Below are 16,679 nucleotides of genomic sequence, written 5' to 3'. Positions count from 1 at the left end.
GTCAAGTACGTTGATACTGTAATCCCTCCGGTTTTTAGTACCACCGCCACTGAGGATCTCCGTTCAGTTTTTGCCTCGCGTAGATAGCTGGCGGCACATGGGCAGAAACGGGTGGGCTATCAGATGAAGACATTGAAAACATCAAACAAGCACAGATCGCTATTGTCAATTTACAAAGGTCAGATTTAATGTCTCACGCGACAGACATGATTGGTGCATTGTCAGATGAGATAGAGGGGTTGGAGGACAACGACGATAATGCACCGGAAAAGCTTCGCACTGATTTAAAAGCGTGGAAGCAATATCGTGTAGCGGTGAAAAACATCGATGTTTCTCTTGCGCCGAATATCAAGTGGCCAGTGTTACCAGAAGCGGCTTTGACTGAAGCGTAAAACATAAAACCGGGCTTAATGGCCCGGTCTATTCAATCGTACAGCCATCGGCCAGCTTTGGCTGATTCGATAAGCATTTGAACGGTAAATGGCTCCGCTTTATGCCGATCCGACTTAAAGCGCTCACAAAGAATTGCGTTTGGCAAAAAAGGGAAAACCACTTTGGGAAAATAGCGTCTCCAATATATATTGCTGCAATCGACGTTAAATTTATCTGAATACTTATCCATCAGTTCATAAATATCTTCTGGTACAGTTTGATGTTCACCACTACTGAGTGATGAGTTTGCCTGCAATTGGCGACAGCGCAATTCATCTTTGACAAATTGTAGTACTTCCTCATCAGTATCCATTATAAGCGATCCCTTGATTCAACAATGAGATTGTAGCGACGAATGCTTCTAAATCCGATAATACTAATATCGCCAGCAGTTATCGCTACACCTACCCAAGGAGTCCATCTGCCGATGAGTCCGCCTAGGCTTGATGTTCTTGCCCAGCCACCACCAATTAATGTCTTCCATGTAGGTGATTTCCAGCGGCTGCTAAGACGGTATGAGATCATGCGGCGGAGACTTAATGATAGTATGCTGGTTCCAGGTGTAGCTGTACTTGGTTTACCTGGAACGGGGATTATGTTCAACCCTCCAATAATAAAAGCAAAAGCAACGATATCTATCCCACTGAATTGTTTTTCTACTTCATCAACAGTAACCCAAAAAGCTAACTCACCTTTAGAGAGATTATCCATTCCTTTAAAATAATAACCACTCACCTGCTCGAACGTATCCATAACTTTTCCTTGTTATTGCCATATTAATTCCTGTTCAGCATATTGGATTATGGATGATTACTCCATGCAATAAGAGCGAGCTAAATTCTGAAATTGCATGGCGCAGATAGCTTTTACCCGATGCCATATTTCATTAGATAGTCAGATTCTAAGCATAAAAAAAACCACGCGAGGCTCGGTGGGCTAAGTATTCAATTTTTTGTTGTTGGTTACCCGTTGCCAGGTGAATGTAAAAATGGACGGGGTTTTACCATTGTTTTACCATTTTCAAATCCCACAAACAAAAAAACAAACCCTAACAGGTTGGTTTTATTAAGGTATTTTGGTCGGCATGAAAGGATTTTAACCTTCGCCCCCCGACACCCCATGACGGTGCTCTAAGGGCGAAAAAAAACCTCTGGGTTAACAGAGGTTCTTAATCTTTAAAAGAGCCGCGTATCTTTTGCGTATCCTTTTGGGTCCAAACTAGGTCAGTGCTTCGTCCGGTCAATCATCGTAAGTTACTGGTTTATATGATACTGTCCGGTCACTGTCCTATCAAAGGATCGATGGCTTTTGCTTTTTGTACTTCGGTGTGGGTGAGGGGGCGTGTAGTCCGCGCCATGCAAGGTTCTCCCCTGTAATTCGTATACCAATAGACGCCGGTTTCAGGCGGATATCCTCGGACTACTACAGACACAAAAAAGCCCGCAAACCTAGGTGGGGTGCGGGCTTTCCGTACTTCTCCGGACTTATCTGGTAATACCCGGATCATTATTTGGTGGGCTGGGGGAGTCTGAATTGGTTTTGTAATTCATTGAATTTACTTTGGTAAATTCTAGTTCAACTTTTCGTTGGTGCCTATTTAGGTGCCTAAAAGTTTTTTCACCCTATTTTGATGAGTAAAAGGAAGAGAGATAGGGAAGAAGGCTGACACTATTTAAGTGCTTATTATCCCCGTAGCTCGCTTGGCTCTGAGAATGTCGGTGGCGGTCAGGAATGGTGTTTGCTCTTGCCAAGTGGATCCCTTACGGTCGATGCGTACCAGTTCATAACGTTCCACCAGAAAATTAACAGCTTCGGCGAGCGTGATTCCTGCATCGATATGCTCCTCAATGGCCGTGTCTTCATGGAATGGCGTGTCGTTAAGCTTCAGGCCGTAATGGTGCTCCAGCAGATACGTTAACAATTGCTGCCACACCTGCACGGGCGACAGGCGTGACGAAACCGACACCGTGGCCGGTACAGATGAAATGTGCATAATTTGGGTTCCTGATAAAAGAAGTAGAGAGAAGGCCTTACTGGGCTGGATAAATTGAAATGTAAACGTAGCCGCAGCTACCACGGGTATCAGCTATGCAGGTTAAACCCGTAAGATGAATGATCACCTGATGTTGCTGATGTGGATTTAGTTCGCCAGCACGCAGCATATTTTCCAGTTGTTCTACAAATAGCGGGAAAGCCAGATCTAATTTCTGCAGATGTATCGGGCTAAAACTCCCCGTCAACCCAGCCCTGTCAGCCAGGTAATGCAGCCTGTTGCCTTCCTGAACTAATCTGGCTCCAAATCTTGGGGTGATATCGCTTTGTAACCCCCACTCATGGGATGGTGTAAATGGCATGAAAATCTCCGTTCAAAGCAAACCACGCTCGGCAAAAGAAACCACTTCGCTCCCTACTACGAGATGATCCAGCACCCGCACTTCCACCAGTGCCAACGCTTTTACGATCCGCTGGGTGATATGTTTATCCTGCTGGCTGATTTCTGTCGTACCCGATGGATGGTTGTGAGCCAGAATTACCGCAGCTGCATTGTGCTTCAGGGCCGATTTAACCACTTCACGGGGATGCACTTCGGTATGGCAGAGCGTGCCGGTAAACAGTGTTTCGCGTTCGAGTAGACAGTGCTGGTTGTCAAGATACATCACGATAAAGGCCTCACGCTCCTGATGAGCCATCTGTAGTTGCAGCCAGGTTTTTGTATAGCTGGTGGAGGTAAATGACTCACTCGGCTGACGCTGGTATTTCTCCAGCAGGCGTAACGCCCGACGAATGACGAGTTGCTCGTTTGCAGGAAATACCGGCGATAAATTGAATACAGACATATTTGCTCCTTAAAATAAAAAGCCTCGCCGGTTTATTGGCAAGGCCTGAGGGAAGGGATAATAAAAAGGCTCATGAGGCAAGCTGCAGCATATTCTCGGCCATCACCCAAAGGGCGCGGTTAAGCTTCACATCACCGTCGATACCTTTTACAGCACGGGTGTGGGCACGTTTGCCTTTGGTCGTTCGCCCCGACAGCCCGCCTTTAATCAGGTTTTCCTGAATACGCTGGTAAGTGGTCCACAGGTCATTGTTTTCGTCCTGCCAGCGGCGCGGGGAAAGAATCTGAGATTCCGTCACCGGCTGATGCTCTTCACCAAAGCGATAGGTTAATGCCGCTTTTGCCATTGCCTGCTGGGCCGGTGGCGGTAACAGCAGCGACTGCATGGCATCGCGTTTCTCTTCCACGCGGTCAAATATCCCCAGTACTTCGTAAGCCCCTTCAATGACTTTTTCTACCACATTGCCTTTATGCGGCACGCGCACCTCACCAAAACTCTCACCGCAAATCAGTCCATTCTGGCAAACCGATCTGAATAACCCCGGCAGCATCTGGTATGAGCTGGAGCCATCATGGCTGTTAAGCAGAATAATTTCTGGCACCTGCTTGCCGGTGATTTGGCCCTCACGACGAAGACGCAGCATGTGTTTGGTATGTTCTCGCTTGCTCTGATCCCGCACTCGAGTCTGGCAGGCAAAGAACGGCTGGAAGCCTTCACGTTTCAGGTTATCGAGCAGGGTAATGGTAGGGATGTAGGTGTACCGGTCGCTGCGGGATTCATGTTTCTCCTCGCTGAAGACGCTTGGCACGTAATGTGCCAGTTCCTCGCGGGTTAGCGGGCGGTCGCGGCGCACGAGGTTTACCGCTCCAAAACGAGATGCTAATCGAGTCATGGTTAATTCCTTTTTCGGAGATTAAAAACAAAAAGGCCATGCTTCCCGAAGGAGGCATGACCCGTATGATGATCGTTTGGCTACTAATAAAGAAAGTTAACCTGCGGTATTCCTGCAACCGCTAAGGTCCTCCAGCTCTTTTTTCGTATTCTTAATACCGGGACTAAAATGCCCTACTTTTTTGTCATTAACATAAACATCGAACGTTGCGGCATTGCCAAGCGCATCAATGAACTGAATCCAGGCGTTATCGCCATTTCGCCAGCCCAGCGAAGAGGGTAATGGAAACTGTTGGTCATCGGTCACAATCGTTATTGCTGTTTTGTCATCATGTGAATCCGCGCGTGTACCGTCCGGCAGGTCGATGAGCACATTATGTTGTAAGATATTCTGCTCATCCGGGTTCATGGTGCAGTTAAGGTTAAAAACGACATTTTCCGGGCTGGTGATCAGGTATTCAGTTATGCCCTGACCAAAGCCACTGGCCCACATGTTCGGTATAGCCTGAGCCGTTGTTGCTGATGCCAGAATTGACACCATAAGAATTCCGTAAAATAACCGCATAATTTTCTCCTTAAATAAATTTTACTGATCCCTTTGGGAGGCATTCTACTTTGTAGCGTATTCCAACGAGTCAACAGGCTGGTTATTAAAATACACCACAACCTTAGCCAGAACATTTGGATTGCTAGTTTTAACAAAACCGATATTAAAGTTACCGCGACAATACTGCTCAAAAGTCACTTTATTGTGATTGTCGGGCACAATGGATCTGGCGATGCCTGATTCACGGTCAACAATACCCCAGACACCGTTAGGACAGTTGGCATCTGGGCGAGGTTGATTGACGATTGCAACCCGCTTGCTAGGCGATATGTCGACTACGCGACATTTTTTGTGCAGCAAACCATACTGATTACACCAGAAAGGTTTACCGGAGCTGGATTCACGCGTGATAGCCGGGATACCACCTTGAATAGAGCCAGACCAGCCACTCTCGATATTCGCATGAGCCTGGTTGGCCATAAAACTTGCAGTGAAAGCTATTAGAGCGGATGTGCAATATATGGCACGGAACAAATTCGTATTAATATTTTGAAGGTAACTCATCTTTAATCTCTTGAAAGTTATGGTCAATGTAGTTCGGCTCTGAAGGTTGATATCACGTCATTGATGAACCGAAAGTGAGGTAACGCCTGAAGAAAATCTGGACAGGAGAGGATGTCGCGTACGGCGGTATCAAGGGTAAAGCTGTCGTTATGGAGCGTGACAGCTCGGATTTCCGCGAGGGGAAATACTGCTATCCGGGCCTGATGTTCGCCTGTCAGATACCACTCACCATCACGCAAAACCAGACGGTAGGGAGCAAGACCCGTACAGCGACAACCGTTTCCCAGTAGCGTCACCTTCCTGTGTTCTGACACCGCATTCACCAGTTGGGCGAACACGCCAGAGTCTGGGGATGGCACCTGCGCAGTTCCCAGCCAAATAAGGCAGGGAGCCTCCATAGGGCCGCTCAAAAGTGAACTGGCCAGATGGTTGTCCATATCAGGAAACAGAGCTTCAACGCCCGACTGGCGAGCAAACATCATCACCGCCAGCTCTCTCTGTCGACCTCCAGACAGCAAGCGACACTGACCTTTGCGATACTCCAGATCCAGATACATCAGACGTTCCCGAAAGTCCCGGCGCAGAGTACGAACCGACACACCAAATTCAGTTGCCAGCGTTCGCAAATCCAGCGTTTCACCCGCCACCAAGCGGCTGATAATTAATGACAGTCTGACGGCAAGCCGGTCATGACGGCGTTCAGCCTGGGTCATGAGACAGATTCTCCAGTGAGATAATTAGCTGAAAATAAAACAATTATTTTAACGAGAGGGTGGGACAGGGAATGGACACAGGAAGACGTTTTTTTTATTATTGCTGAAATCAGTCGTGATGGGGCGTAAAGAGAAAGCAGGCGGAATTCAGCAGTTTATAAAACGTCGAACGGACAGGGTATGTCCCGGCGATAACTGCAGGTGAGCCAAAGTTAGAAGAAAATCCAGTCCCAAACGGCACGAGCAACGGATACCACGGTCTCACGGACTGAACGAATGACCGCTTTTAGCGCCGAGGGAATAAATGATGCCGCTTCCGCAGTATCAAACACCTCCCCCACTGCATCGCCAAAGCTCTCACGCGCCTGCTTTTTTACCGGTTCACTACACAACCTCCCGTGCAGTTGTGTCGCCAGCGGGCTGGTGGCACGGTCAGGTAGGCAGCACATCATGGTTTCTACCATTGATGGCAAATTCCATTCTGTTCTGACTGAAACGGCGCACACTGGATGGCTCGGTGAAAACAGCTGGCGAATGGAGTCCAGCTTGGTCACGATATTAGTCAACTGAAGCGGTGATGGTGCATTGCTGCTGGCGTTCCATTCATGACATGGCTCGATTTTGTCAGCCTGGTTAACGACAAAGAGCACTCGCTGCTGGTGGTCAGACATCACCCGACGATAGAAACGTTCATCCACGGAAAAAGCGCGATCATCAGCTTTAATAACCCACAGAATGAGATCCAAGTCAGGAAGGACTTTGCGATACAGATATTCATATTCCTCATCACGTTGCTCACTCTCGCCTACACCGGGTAGGTCTACCAGTATCAGGCTATGGTCACCGCTGCTAAGACGCAATCGAAGCACGTCACGAGTGCAGGCGTTTACATCGCTAACGGGCGTGACCTCACCTTGGAACAGCGCATTGCAAAGTGACGATTTTCCCGCGCCTGTTTTGCCCATGATGCCAATCACCGGTTCGTACTGCATAAGACTGCGGAGGCGTTTAAGAATATGGTTGCAGATGGTAGGGGGTAGAGAAGCCAGCGGCTTCTCTATGGCATTTAAGCCTTCAAATTTTGTCATATATAGGTCTCGGCGTGAAAACTAAAACCCCCGCAATTCGGTAAGAATGCGGGGGGATTCACGATGATAATATCAATCTGAAATTATTTGAGATGCTAGTCATAAACTAGTGTCTGCTTTGGTAACAATTATGGATTGATGGGGCCTAGCAGGTGGCTTGGCTGTATTTCAGAAGCCATTTTCTGAATAGAGCCAAAAAGAGCTTCGAAGTTAATTAGGGATTGGAGGTGGTTACTGCTTTTGCTTTTTAAGGGGATTTTATCGATTTCAAATACGTTAATTTCATCTTTGACTAATTCGAACACGTCATAGAGAGATTCTATTAAATATCTAACAAACAACATATTAAGAATCAGGATGCGCGATAGTATTGAACGATCTGCTTATGAAGAATAGTGGCGACGTATAAACAGGTAAGAAACTTAAGATCATTCACATGCCGACTCATCAACGTTATCATGAAATCTTCATGCCATGGCTAAAGATACGGATGGTAAGTGTAATGGAGATAAAAGCGTTTCCCTCAGAACTGGCCGTAGTTCGTTTGGCCACGCTGAGTCAAAAAGACCATACGCCGAGGCTGTTATTCGCAACGGTTACTTTGTTGACGCTTGATAGAATGCAACCGCCTGAAATGACGCGCGCCATACCGCACACCATTAATGATGAATTCACGGTGTATTTCAAACGAGTGGTTATGACAAAAGAGGCCGCAATCCAGTGGTACTTATCACTGCGAAAGGGAGAAGCCCTGACGCCTATACCTGCTGATGTTACATCACGAACAATTGAAGATAATAAGCCCCTAGCACTGTCAACTTTATTTGATGAAAGAACGTGGCCAAACTTCAGTTTTCCCGTCGGCAAAGGGCTGTTTTCTCATCCCTCCTCCCTGAATCACCCTGCCCCTTTTATGGGAAATCAAAGTGGTCGTATCCATCGTAAGTTCGCCACCTTTGAAGCACCGGAGGTATTTCTGCTGGACAACGATGCGGTGAAATTTGTTGAGCGGCACATGCACGTAGATTTGCGTGAGTATCAAGAGTACCTCGGAGGAGCGGCTTTTGTTAGCCCCGAGCCCCTGTTTAGGTACATTGAATGCTTCATGGTTCCAGAGCAGGATGGCAAAACCGAGCGGGTTGTTTATCGCTTCGTTCCCAGAGCGGGGCAAACTGTTGAAGGGGTGAAGATCACTACCTTTGATATGGACACAAATCTGCTGACTGATTTCCAGACCTATGTTTTGAAAGAAGATGGTTTGCTCGATCTGGAAAAAGGAATCTGTGACGGGCAGTACGGATTTATCGCACGTCATCCTGATTACGGTATTCTAGCGTACTCTCCGCCTTCAGGGTTTATCCGTCGAATTGGCATGCGAATGGGGGTCTCAAGCGGACAGAGTCGGCTCGTCAAGGTTCCTTCTAGCGATGGTAAGCGCTCAGAAACTCTGACTTATCCAGCCACTGAGCACGTTGAATATTCTGACTCACTGATTGGAGACCCGTTAACTGAATCCGAAGAGTTCAGAATTAAGCGCAGAAGCCACTACCATCGGCGTGAGCAAAAAATTGAAGCGGCAAAATTTCAACAGCACTGGTTCGAGGAAGGTTGTCGTGAGGAAGCTATTCGCTTCTTTCAAGGTTTGATTAAACAAGCGAAGAGAAGGGTACTCATCGCCGATCCTTATTTTAAAGACATTCAGTTGGCACAGTATCTTTATGCCGTACAACCATATACCGTGCCGGTCACAATCCTATCGACCAAACGAGCATTTAACGACCAGTCCGATGCAGAGAGTATCGAACGTTTCAGACGGGGTTTAGCGCAGCTTAAACAGGACCAGAATATAAATGTTCAGGCCTATTTATTGCCATCAAACTGCTTACATGACAGGTTTATAGTTATTGATGATAACGCGTGGTTATCCGGAAACTCGCTCAACTCGGTTGGTATTCAGTCGTCAATGGTGGTCAGGCTACCTCAACCGGAAAGCGTCATCAAAAAACTGATTGACCTCATTGATAAAGGCACCCCCTTCTCATCGTTTACGGATGAGGAGATCCCCCTCGACATAGAGGGAGAGTCGGATGTTTAACAACACTATCGGTGCGATAGTGGCTGCACCGCCTGAGCAACCTCTGCATGAAAAAATAATTTACTGGGGAACTTCGTCTGCAGGCGATGACCGTAGGTTCCCAACTGAATCTGATATTCGCTTACGAGGATGCTCCGAAGTGCCCATGCCATTATCGGTTTTCGTCAATGCAGTACGAAATGCAGTTCAGCGCGTGTGGATAGTTGATGAGTATTTTTTCACATCCGGTAGCAATAATATTAAAACGACCAACCATATTTCGGACATCTGCAAGTGGTTTCACAAAGACTTGAAGGCGACAGATATCCGGATACTGACGGGATCACACGATGAAGTTTCGGTGGACGAACTCAGTCTGGTCCGCATGCAGGCAGATGATATCAACCGCAGCCAGCCAAAGCGCCAGACTGTCTGCACTATAGCAATCAAAACAAACCTCACATCGGGTAAGTTTAGCTACATTCATGATCGGTTTGCTGTCATTGACAACGAGCTATGGCATTTTGGGGGAACCGTGGGGGGCTATCAGAAAAAAGTTAGTGCGGTAAGCCGCGGATGGTGTGCCCGAGAAACTGGTGCAATTGAATTCTTTGAATTGGCTTGGGAAAGAGCCTGAGGATCAAAACATGATGTGGCCTGATACTAAACTTGCCTTACAGAATAGCCCACACCACTCATCGTCTGATAAACGCGTAGAGGATTTCTTCTCTTGGCTAATGGTATTTCCCGGACTGGTACAGGAATGTGCAGAAAGCGCTGTCCAGGCTGGCTATCATAAGGATGCGGAAACCCTTCTCTCGTTCATTAGCAACAGGGCTAACGGCAAAATCACTGAAGATGAACATGATATTTACCTTACTCTGATGTGTGCCAGTGTGCTCAGTATTTCACCCGACATTGAGTCCTGGAAAGTCATCAGAAAGATTATCGCCAATTCTTGGGCTGCCGAAAATTGGCTTGGTAATGCGATGCTCGCGCTTTGCAAGACCCAGTCATCCATCTCGGGAATATATTCTAGGCTGATTAAAGACATTTTCCACGCAGTAGAGACAAACACACTGAGGTCTCAGTTTGAAAACAGGGAAAAAGAGAGAAATAACCTCATTGAGTATTGGTCGCAGCAGAATAACCGATTGGAGGAAATTTGGTGGCAGCTCAGACGCTTTGATTCGTTGTCAATCGAGGAGTCGTGCTTATTCTCGGTTCTGGCAACCACCGATCCAAATGGGTTTGCGGAGTTGCTTGCTAGCTCCCAAGATCCCTTTGTAATCCAGTCCGCGCTGGATGTATCGGGAGCCGGTCATTTCTCACCGCGGCTCGACTTCTGGGATTTTTTAATGGCCCGCGCGCCGTCTTCTTTCAATGAGAGCGGTACTTGGACTGGTGAGCTTTTACTACCTTTACTGCTGTCACATATTTATGCCCGCTTGACGAGCATGCCCGGTAAGTTGCTTAATGAGTTTGAACTCGACGAGGATGAGTTTAAAGCGGAATTAGATGAAGTCACGGCGCACATTGGGAAAGTTATCTCCACTAGAGATGATTCTGCCGGAATCATCACCCGCTGGGGATCATGGTTGATGCGTAACTTTATGCTTGGCGAAGCGGAAATCAATAACCTAAAGCGCCCTTTTTATCTATACGGAATGATGGTGGACGCATTAGGTCGCAACACTGCGCGTGTTTGTCTTCCTGACACCAGCCCACCGGAAAGTGCATCCTGGGAATGCATGTGTTACTTCGCATTACGCTCAAGCTTCGCCCATGAAGGGGGCCATGCAGCACCACCATTGAATGTGTTTCAGGGTCTCTGGCGCGCTACGAAAAGTTCCGATTATTTCCCAGCTTTAACACATGCAAAAACAAAGCTGTCTCTGTATTTTCGTAGAGAGGGGGCCGCGGTTCCCGGCTTAACTTCACATGCCTTCGCATATCCTTTTATCAAGCCAGGTGAGACATCGGATAACTGGTTAACGATGTGGAAGTCATCGTATTTCATGCGTGAGGTCGCCGAGTTTGGCAGCCGTGACAGCGCTTCCGATGACTATTCTGACAGGCATGATGCGGGCGCTCTGATGCTTATATTGTGCAGCATAGGGATGGCGGCGTTCGATAGACTCGCTTATGAGGTGAGCAATGGGGACAGTGTGGCATTAACCGACGCCATCAACCTGTTTACTCATTTGGATAATGCCCTGAAGGAAATGATGGCATTGGATGACACGATTAATGTCCCGCACTGGAAAAATCTCTATCTACATTTGTGTCTGAGACGGCTAATCTGGGATAAGTCGATTATCAATCGGCCCGATCGCGACCTGTTCATTTCCGATTCTCAGCCAGATATCTCGGATATCTTAGAATACTACAAGGCGGAACCGACAGATTTAAGTCTGTTGCTCTCAAGTTGTTTGTCTAATGGCATAACTGAAGCGACGCTCAAAGGTACAGTGGCTAAGTTAGGTATTGATCTCCCCAGATTGCTGGATAAACTTCGCTATCTGCACAGCCTTTCTGACAGAAAATTCCCTCTGAATAGCAAGCTCATGCAGGACATTGAGACACTCATGTAAGAACGTAGCGCCCACGTTTTCAGGAATGATGCGGAAAATGACGGACCCTGTTAACTGAGTCAGGCTGTCACCATGGACTGTTGGGGGAGCTTGAGGTGACAGCCATGTTTACATGGTATTGTCACTTAATGCTTGGACTCGGCTAGATTTCAGTTGAACCGCAATCCGGGTAAGTAACAAATGTTTTTTTCGGACTTTTTTGTTTTTCCAAATGCCCCTCTTCATATTGATTAGCATAGAGAAATGTTAGAATAAAATAGATCGCCTATAGAATAAAAACATTGATTTTCAGCTATTTAGTCACAAGAGCATAGGGGATTGTTACAAGTGCTGTGTGTCAGAAGATGGCAATGGGTCTTCAATCGTGATTAAGTCAGTCCAACGTTGGGGCAGAAGTGTTATCCGTGGCGGGGTACAATCTGCTAAATTAGTTTAAGTGTTTGCTAAACCACTAGAAATATTATAAAAAATTTTAGATGGTAAGTCATATCCCCTCAGTGTCAGCATAGTTGTCACCCCCTCTGAAAATAAATTCGAGGGTGATGGAGTGACAAATGAAACGTATTTCCCCTGAACGAAAAACCGGAATACTGGCAAAACTGCTACCGCCCTACAATATGACCGTTGCCGCGGTTGCACAGATGGAGGGAATATCCGAAGCTACACTCTATAACTGGCGTAATCAGGCTAGATCAGAGGGAAAACCGGTGCCCGGAGCAGAGAAAACAACAGATCAGTGGTCAGCAGAAGCACGCTTTGCGGTGATCGTCGAAACCGCTACGTTCAGTGAGGCAGAAGTTGCAGAATACTGCCGTAAAAAAGGACTTTATCCTGAGCAGCTTATTCAATGGAAACAGGCCTTTATGCAGACTGAAAATCCCAATGATAAAGCAGCACTGAAGCAGAGTCAGAAAGAAAACAAACAGCTAAAAAAAGAACTGCACCGTAAAGAAAAAGCCCTGGCGGAGGCGGCAGCCATACTGGTGCTGCGAAAAAAGCTCACGGACTACTACGGGGAAACAGACGGGGACGACTGACCTCTGAAGACGAACGACGGCAGTTTATTCTCTGGATAAATGAAGCGGTAACTTCGGGTGCACGACGGCCGATTGCTTGCCAGGAAGTCAACATCAGTCTGCGTACCTGGCGACGATGGATGAATAACCCATGTGATCAGCGGCCTGAGGCATCAAGGCCTGAGCCCGTTAACCGACTCAGTCAGGAGGAGGAAACTCTGATCCGGGATATCTGCCATGAACCGGAATATGCCAGTCTGCCACCGTCACAAATCGTGCCGCGTCTGGCTGATAAGGGTGTTTACCTGGCCAGTGAGTCAAGCTTCTATCGGGTGTTGCGTCGCTCAGGTGAAGTTCATCGCAGAGGACGTCAGGCACGGCAGCAGAGGGTATCAGTCCCGACAACCTTTATAGCGTCCGGGCCTTGCCAGGTGTGGTCGTGGGACATCACCTGGTTGCCTTCGGTAGTGCGGGGGCGCTGGTTTTATCTGTATCTGATACTCGACCTGTACAGCCGAAAAATTACCGGGTATGAGGTCCATGAAACGGAAAGTGGTGAACAGGCAGCGGCGCTTATGCAGCGCAGCGTGATACGGGAAGGCTGCTGGCGTCAGCCCCTGGTGTTACATGCTGATAATGGTGCGGCGATGAAATCACAGACGCTGCAGATGAAACTGCACGAACTGAATATCACGCCGTCTCACAGCAGGCCGCGGGTCAGTAATGATAATGCGTATGCAGAATCTCTGTTCCGTACCTTAAAATATGTTCCCACATGGCCGTCATCTGGCTTTAAAAAGCTGGAAGAGGCACGGAACTGGGTGAATAAATTTACCCGTTGGTATAACGAAGAGCATCGTCACAGTGGAATACGCTATGTCACGCCAGCAGAAAGGCATCGTGGTGAAGATAGAGAACTGCTGAAGAAACGTGATGAACTATATCGTCAGGCACAAAAAGCACATCCCGAACGCTGGTCAGGAAAGACAAGAAACTGGCAACCAAAAGGTTCAGTAACCCTGAATCCAGAACGAGAAAAACAGGCAGCATAAATTAACCAAGGGTGCCAACTACCTTGACACTTACCGTATCACCTACATGGCATGTTATAAAAACAAGCATGGCTAACTGGGAACCCTATGGTCAACACTCGTGATGAATTTACTGAAAAAGTAAAGAAAACACTTCAGGAAAGAGTCGCAAATCGTTGCTCTAACCCAGGTTGTAATTGCCTGACATCTGGCCCCAATTATGATGAGGAAAAAGCTACGCGTATTGGAGTTGCAGCACATATAACAGCTGCTGCTAAGAATGGGCCTAGGTTTAATCCATTTGTTTCAAGCGAAGAACGTAAACATATATCCAATGGAATATGGCTGTGCCAGAATTGTGCAAAACTTATTGATAACGATGAACAAATCTATACTGAAGTTGTAATTCGTGGATGGAAAAGTCTAACTGAGAGTAAAATCAGGCAAGAGCTTGAAGGTGGGCATTTAGGAGATGAAGGGCCTAAAATCCCAGGATGGTACTGTGGTCACTGTAATACCTTTGTTGCCCAAGGTCAGATGGTATGTATTGGCTGCCAGGCAGAAGTTGCGTATGATGCTACAAAACATGAAGTTACTAATGCTAGGATACGAGGGGGAACTCTTGGGGCACTCGTTGGTGGAGCACTAAATTTTGGGATTCCAAGTTTTTTGAATTCTCACTTTAATTTTTCCATTCCGGATGGATGGGGGCTAGGTATATACTCACTATATATTATTGCAGTGCCAGCTATGCTGGGGCTTGTTTTCTTTGAAATATTTGAACACAATAAATTTCGTAATAAGCCGCCAAGGTTTTTCCGGCAACGTAATATTTAAAAAAGATGTTCTATGTATCTATTGATACGCGGCTCCAAAAGTCGCTTATCAATAGCTTTTTTAGGGAACTGTAGAAGCACCGCAATCGATAATTTTCCACCCACTATTTACGAGAACGCTAAGTTCTTCATCTACAAATGCATCTTTGCGCATCGCTAGGCACAAGAGGTGAGTTGGGCGTGTCATAGCTACATAATGGAGCTTCAATCGGCTAAGCATACGTGAACCCTCAAATACTGTTCTCCCCCTCCTATTAACTGTCGAGCCTCCTGCCTTCGTTCCGAGTAACCAGGGCTTTAGTTCGCGGAGATGATGATTGAAGTAGAAGCTATCAAGTACAAGTGTCGCAGTGTGCGTCTCGCCTTTAACGGAATGAATTGACCCTAATCGGATTTGGACCTGGGGGGAATTTCTTGGAAAAGATACGAGATTAGTGCTCCGTGTGAGAATTGTCTCTCCTTCTTGCAACGTGTTGATCTGTGGCCAAGCCAGGAAAGCTGTGACACTGCCGCCAAGTACTGCAGAGCCGCTCAACTGCTTAATGCATGACATAATCAATGGGAGTACTGTTGTGTTCCAATCGTCTTGTGTAATTCTTCCACGACTTGTCAGGATCATCTCTTGCAGCGCCGTATAGCTTGTGATTACCTCGGTCTCGTCTAAAAGCTCAACAACTCGACGATGCGGTGATTTTCGCGATATTCTTCCGTGTATGCTACCTGACAACTCACTTGCAGCCAGCAATGCTGAGGCTGTTGCATTAACCAACTTTTCGCTGTTGGTGCTGTCCATAATTTCGAAACATGCGCGCGCCAGATATTGCGCGAAACTGTTCGGAGTTGCTTCCTTTCGCACGCTATAGGGATCATAGGTAGGTACGTAATGCCCCATGGCGTGGGGTACGAGGCCATCCTCTTTTAGCTCGTGGACTCCTGCGATTGCGGTAAACACTCCACGCTCTAAAGCTGCAGCGTCGAAGGATTCAATAAGATATTCGCCATAGCGGGGAATGACTAATTGCACTGATGCATCGTCGAATAGAAAAATTGTTGGCGCTTTTGGTTCAGCATTTATTCGGGGCGGCGGACCAGCACCAATTAATGTTTGCGGCGCGACGCCGAGGCCCTTTACTTTATCAGCGATTTCTTGGGAAAAGCGATAGCTTCGCGGAAGAACATGGACGACGGTGCCGGGGAACGGATCGGTGCTCGCACCTTCTAGTCCGGCCCGTGAATAGATTGCTTGATTCGAATCGCCGAATCTTTGCCGCCGCGACGGTGAATCGCCAGCGCAGAAGATGCGGTGCAGCAGAGCTGATTGTTCCTCGCTATTGTCCTGTGCTTCATCAATGAATACTAGGGGGAAGCGCCGACGCAGATCCATTGCTGCCTCAGGATTCTTGTCGAGCAACTCATTAGCCCACACAAACATCTCATCGAAGCAGAAATAACCTTGCTCGCTAACAGTGCGACGAGCCTCGAGTATCGCCTGATAAGTCGGGGTCTGCGGCCCGAATCTGCCAGTAATGCCACCAGAGTAGTCGGGCTGGGTATAGATTAGGCATGCTTCCGTTAACCGATTCTGCTGTAACGCCCAACGCATATTACTCGGAAGCATATTCCAGCGCTTCATAAGGGCGATTTGCGTATCGATACAGCGCACCGCTATACCCTTCGAACGTAGCCATGGCAGGGCCAGAAATTCATTGACGAACGAATGGATTGTTCCAACAAAGTGTGGATAGCGTGAGAGTGCGATACCAGCGGTTGAGTTACTGAGTTTAGCGCTAATTTCGTTACGAGCTGCATTGGTGTGCGAAAGCACACAAATACCTTGCTGGCGGTATGGCCAACGTATCGCCAGTACCGCTAGTTTGGCAACAAGCAAGGTTGTCTTCCCACTACCCGGACATGCTTCGAAATCGGTCGTGTCGAGATTGAGCATTGCTTTTAGCCGACTATCGTCGCCGCCGACCGGAGCAAATCCATCTGATCCCAGTCCCATCAGTGCTGCTGCCCAAGCAATATCCTGTTCGCGAATAAGGCCATCAAACAT

General features: G+C 47.4%; 17 protein-coding genes. 6 read left to right on the top strand and 11 right to left on the bottom strand.

From position 1 onward, the window contains the following. Positions 1-83: 83 nt before the first annotated feature. Positions 84-392, top strand: coding sequence for a tail fiber assembly protein (locus YROHD0001_RS0117550; protein ID WP_081452038.1), 309 nt, complete (start codon positions 84-86; stop codon positions 390-392). 32 nt (positions 393-424) lie between these two features. Here the strand turns inward: YROHD0001_RS0117550 and YROHD0001_RS0117545 are convergent, their stop codons facing one another. The 10 genes from YROHD0001_RS0117545 to YROHD0001_RS12065 all read right to left on the bottom strand — a co-directional run bounded on the left by YROHD0001_RS0117545 (position 425) and on the right by YROHD0001_RS12065 (position 7,072). After that, entirely contained in the window at positions 425-745 is a 321-nt protein-coding gene (locus YROHD0001_RS0117545; protein WP_032816430.1) for a DUF1493 family protein, read from the bottom strand. Continuing rightward, entirely contained in the window at positions 745-1,185 is a 441-nt protein-coding gene (locus YROHD0001_RS12025) for an STM2901 family protein (protein WP_004714015.1), read from the bottom strand. Before YROHD0001_RS12025 ends, YROHD0001_RS0117545 begins: the two co-directional genes overlap by 1 nt. A 919-nt stretch (positions 1,186-2,104) precedes the next feature. Next, positions 2,105-2,425 (bottom strand): TA system toxin CbtA family protein, encoded by a 321-nt coding sequence (locus tag YROHD0001_RS12030; RefSeq protein WP_032816429.1) that lies wholly within the window; start codon positions 2,423-2,425, stop codon positions 2,105-2,107. Positions 2,426-2,462: 37 nt separating this feature from the next. Further along, the gene (locus tag YROHD0001_RS12035; protein WP_004714012.1) at positions 2,463-2,786 is read right to left on the bottom strand and encodes a type IV toxin-antitoxin system YeeU family antitoxin; all 324 of its coding nucleotides are present in this window, start codon (positions 2,784-2,786) and stop codon (positions 2,463-2,465) included. A gap of 12 nt (positions 2,787-2,798) precedes the next feature. Then, positions 2,799-3,269, bottom strand: coding sequence for a RadC family protein (gene radC / locus YROHD0001_RS12040; protein ID WP_004714011.1), 471 nt, complete (start codon positions 3,267-3,269; stop codon positions 2,799-2,801). Between the two features lie 70 nt (positions 3,270-3,339). Beyond that, entirely contained in the window at positions 3,340-4,161 is an 822-nt protein-coding gene (locus YROHD0001_RS12045; protein WP_032816428.1) for a DUF932 domain-containing protein, read from the bottom strand. A gap of 96 nt (positions 4,162-4,257) precedes the next feature. After that, complete coding sequence (locus YROHD0001_RS12050) at positions 4,258-4,725, bottom strand: hypothetical protein (protein ID WP_200891553.1); 468 nt, start codon at positions 4,723-4,725, stop codon at positions 4,258-4,260. A gap of 45 nt (positions 4,726-4,770) precedes the next feature. Beyond that, a complete protein-coding gene (locus YROHD0001_RS12055; RefSeq protein ID WP_004714008.1) occupies positions 4,771-5,187 on the bottom strand; it encodes a hypothetical protein in 417 nt (138 codons plus the stop codon). 107 nt (positions 5,188-5,294) lie between these two features. Beyond that, on the bottom strand, positions 5,295-5,984 hold the full coding sequence (locus YROHD0001_RS12060; RefSeq protein WP_004714007.1) for a WYL domain-containing protein: 690 nt from the start codon (positions 5,982-5,984) through the stop codon (positions 5,295-5,297). 212 nt (positions 5,985-6,196) lie between these two features. After that, complete coding sequence (locus YROHD0001_RS12065) at positions 6,197-7,072, bottom strand: GTPase family protein (protein WP_032816426.1); 876 nt, start codon at positions 7,070-7,072, stop codon at positions 6,197-6,199. 502 nt (positions 7,073-7,574) lie between these two features. Between YROHD0001_RS12065 and YROHD0001_RS12075 the strand changes: the two genes are divergently transcribed. From YROHD0001_RS12075 to YROHD0001_RS12095, 5 genes are all read left to right on the top strand, one after another. Next, positions 7,575-9,167 carry a VPA1262 family N-terminal domain-containing protein gene (locus tag YROHD0001_RS12075; RefSeq protein ID WP_144404251.1) on the top strand — a complete coding sequence of 531 codons (1,593 nt, stop codon included), beginning with the start codon at positions 7,575-7,577 and terminating at the stop codon, positions 9,165-9,167. Next, on the top strand, positions 9,160-9,783 hold the full coding sequence (locus YROHD0001_RS0117540; RefSeq protein WP_032816423.1) for a hypothetical protein: 624 nt from the start codon (positions 9,160-9,162) through the stop codon (positions 9,781-9,783). Before YROHD0001_RS12075 ends, YROHD0001_RS0117540 begins: the two co-directional genes overlap by 8 nt. A 10-nt stretch (positions 9,784-9,793) precedes the next feature. Next, positions 9,794-11,740: a hypothetical protein gene (locus tag YROHD0001_RS12080; RefSeq protein ID WP_032816422.1), complete on the top strand. Its 1,947-nt coding sequence runs from the start codon at positions 9,794-9,796 to the stop codon at positions 11,738-11,740. A 554-nt stretch (positions 11,741-12,294) separates the two neighbouring features. Then, a protein-coding gene (locus YROHD0001_RS20025) for an IS3 family transposase (protein ID WP_428837339.1) occupies positions 12,295-13,808 on the top strand; the annotation gives its coding sequence in 2 pieces (ribosomal slippage) (positions 12,295-12,730 and positions 12,730-13,808; 1,515 coding nt in all). Between the two features lie 87 nt (positions 13,809-13,895). Next, positions 13,896-14,624 (top strand): hypothetical protein, encoded by a 729-nt coding sequence (locus tag YROHD0001_RS12095; protein WP_004714000.1) that lies wholly within the window; start codon positions 13,896-13,898, stop codon positions 14,622-14,624. A 60-nt stretch (positions 14,625-14,684) separates the two neighbouring features. Here the strand turns inward: YROHD0001_RS12095 and YROHD0001_RS12100 are convergent, their stop codons facing one another. Continuing rightward, complete coding sequence (locus YROHD0001_RS12100) at positions 14,685-16,679, bottom strand: UvrD-helicase domain-containing protein (RefSeq protein WP_004713999.1); 1,995 nt, start codon at positions 16,677-16,679, stop codon at positions 14,685-14,687.

The sequence above is a fragment of the Yersinia rohdei ATCC 43380 genome (genome assembly GCF_000173775.1).
GTDB lineage: Bacteria > Pseudomonadota > Gammaproteobacteria > Enterobacterales > Enterobacteriaceae > Yersinia > Yersinia rohdei.
This window is presented reverse-complemented; position numbering and strand designations above follow the sequence as displayed.

Bases quoted from the DNA above. Each gene is read 5' to 3' on its own strand.
- YROHD0001_RS0117545 (WP_032816430.1), bottom strand. From the start codon at position 745: ATGGATACTGATGAGGAAGTACTACAATTTGTCAAAGATGAATTGCGC.
- YROHD0001_RS12025 (WP_004714015.1), bottom strand. From the start codon at position 1,185: ATGGATACGTTCGAGCAGGTGAGTGGTTATTATTTTAAAGGAATGGAT.
- YROHD0001_RS12030 (WP_032816429.1), bottom strand. From the start codon at position 2,425: ATGCACATTTCATCTGTACCGGCCACGGTGTCGGTTTCGTCACGCCTG.
- YROHD0001_RS12035 (WP_004714012.1), bottom strand. From the start codon at position 2,786: ATGCCATTTACACCATCCCATGAGTGGGGGTTACAAAGCGATATCACC.
- radC (WP_004714011.1), bottom strand. From the start codon at position 3,269: ATGTCTGTATTCAATTTATCGCCGGTATTTCCTGCAAACGAGCAACTC.
- YROHD0001_RS12045 (WP_032816428.1), bottom strand. From the start codon at position 4,161: ATGACTCGATTAGCATCTCGTTTTGGAGCGGTAAACCTCGTGCGCCGC.
- YROHD0001_RS12050 (WP_200891553.1), bottom strand. From the start codon at position 4,725: ATGCGGTTATTTTACGGAATTCTTATGGTGTCAATTCTGGCATCAGCA.
- YROHD0001_RS12055 (WP_004714008.1), bottom strand. From the start codon at position 5,187: ATGGCCAACCAGGCTCATGCGAATATCGAGAGTGGCTGGTCTGGCTCT.
- YROHD0001_RS12060 (WP_004714007.1), bottom strand. From the start codon at position 5,984: ATGACCCAGGCTGAACGCCGTCATGACCGGCTTGCCGTCAGACTGTCA.
- YROHD0001_RS12065 (WP_032816426.1), bottom strand. From the start codon at position 7,072: ATGACAAAATTTGAAGGCTTAAATGCCATAGAGAAGCCGCTGGCTTCT.
- YROHD0001_RS12075 (WP_144404251.1), top strand. From the start codon at position 7,575: ATGGAGATAAAAGCGTTTCCCTCAGAACTGGCCGTAGTTCGTTTGGCC.
- YROHD0001_RS0117540 (WP_032816423.1), top strand. From the start codon at position 9,160: ATGTTTAACAACACTATCGGTGCGATAGTGGCTGCACCGCCTGAGCAA.
- YROHD0001_RS12080 (WP_032816422.1), top strand. From the start codon at position 9,794: ATGATGTGGCCTGATACTAAACTTGCCTTACAGAATAGCCCACACCAC.
- YROHD0001_RS12095 (WP_004714000.1), top strand. From the start codon at position 13,896: ATGGTCAACACTCGTGATGAATTTACTGAAAAAGTAAAGAAAACACTT.
- YROHD0001_RS12100 (WP_004713999.1), bottom strand. From the start codon at position 16,679: ATGTTTGATGGCCTTATTCGCGAACAGGATATTGCTTGGGCAGCAGCA.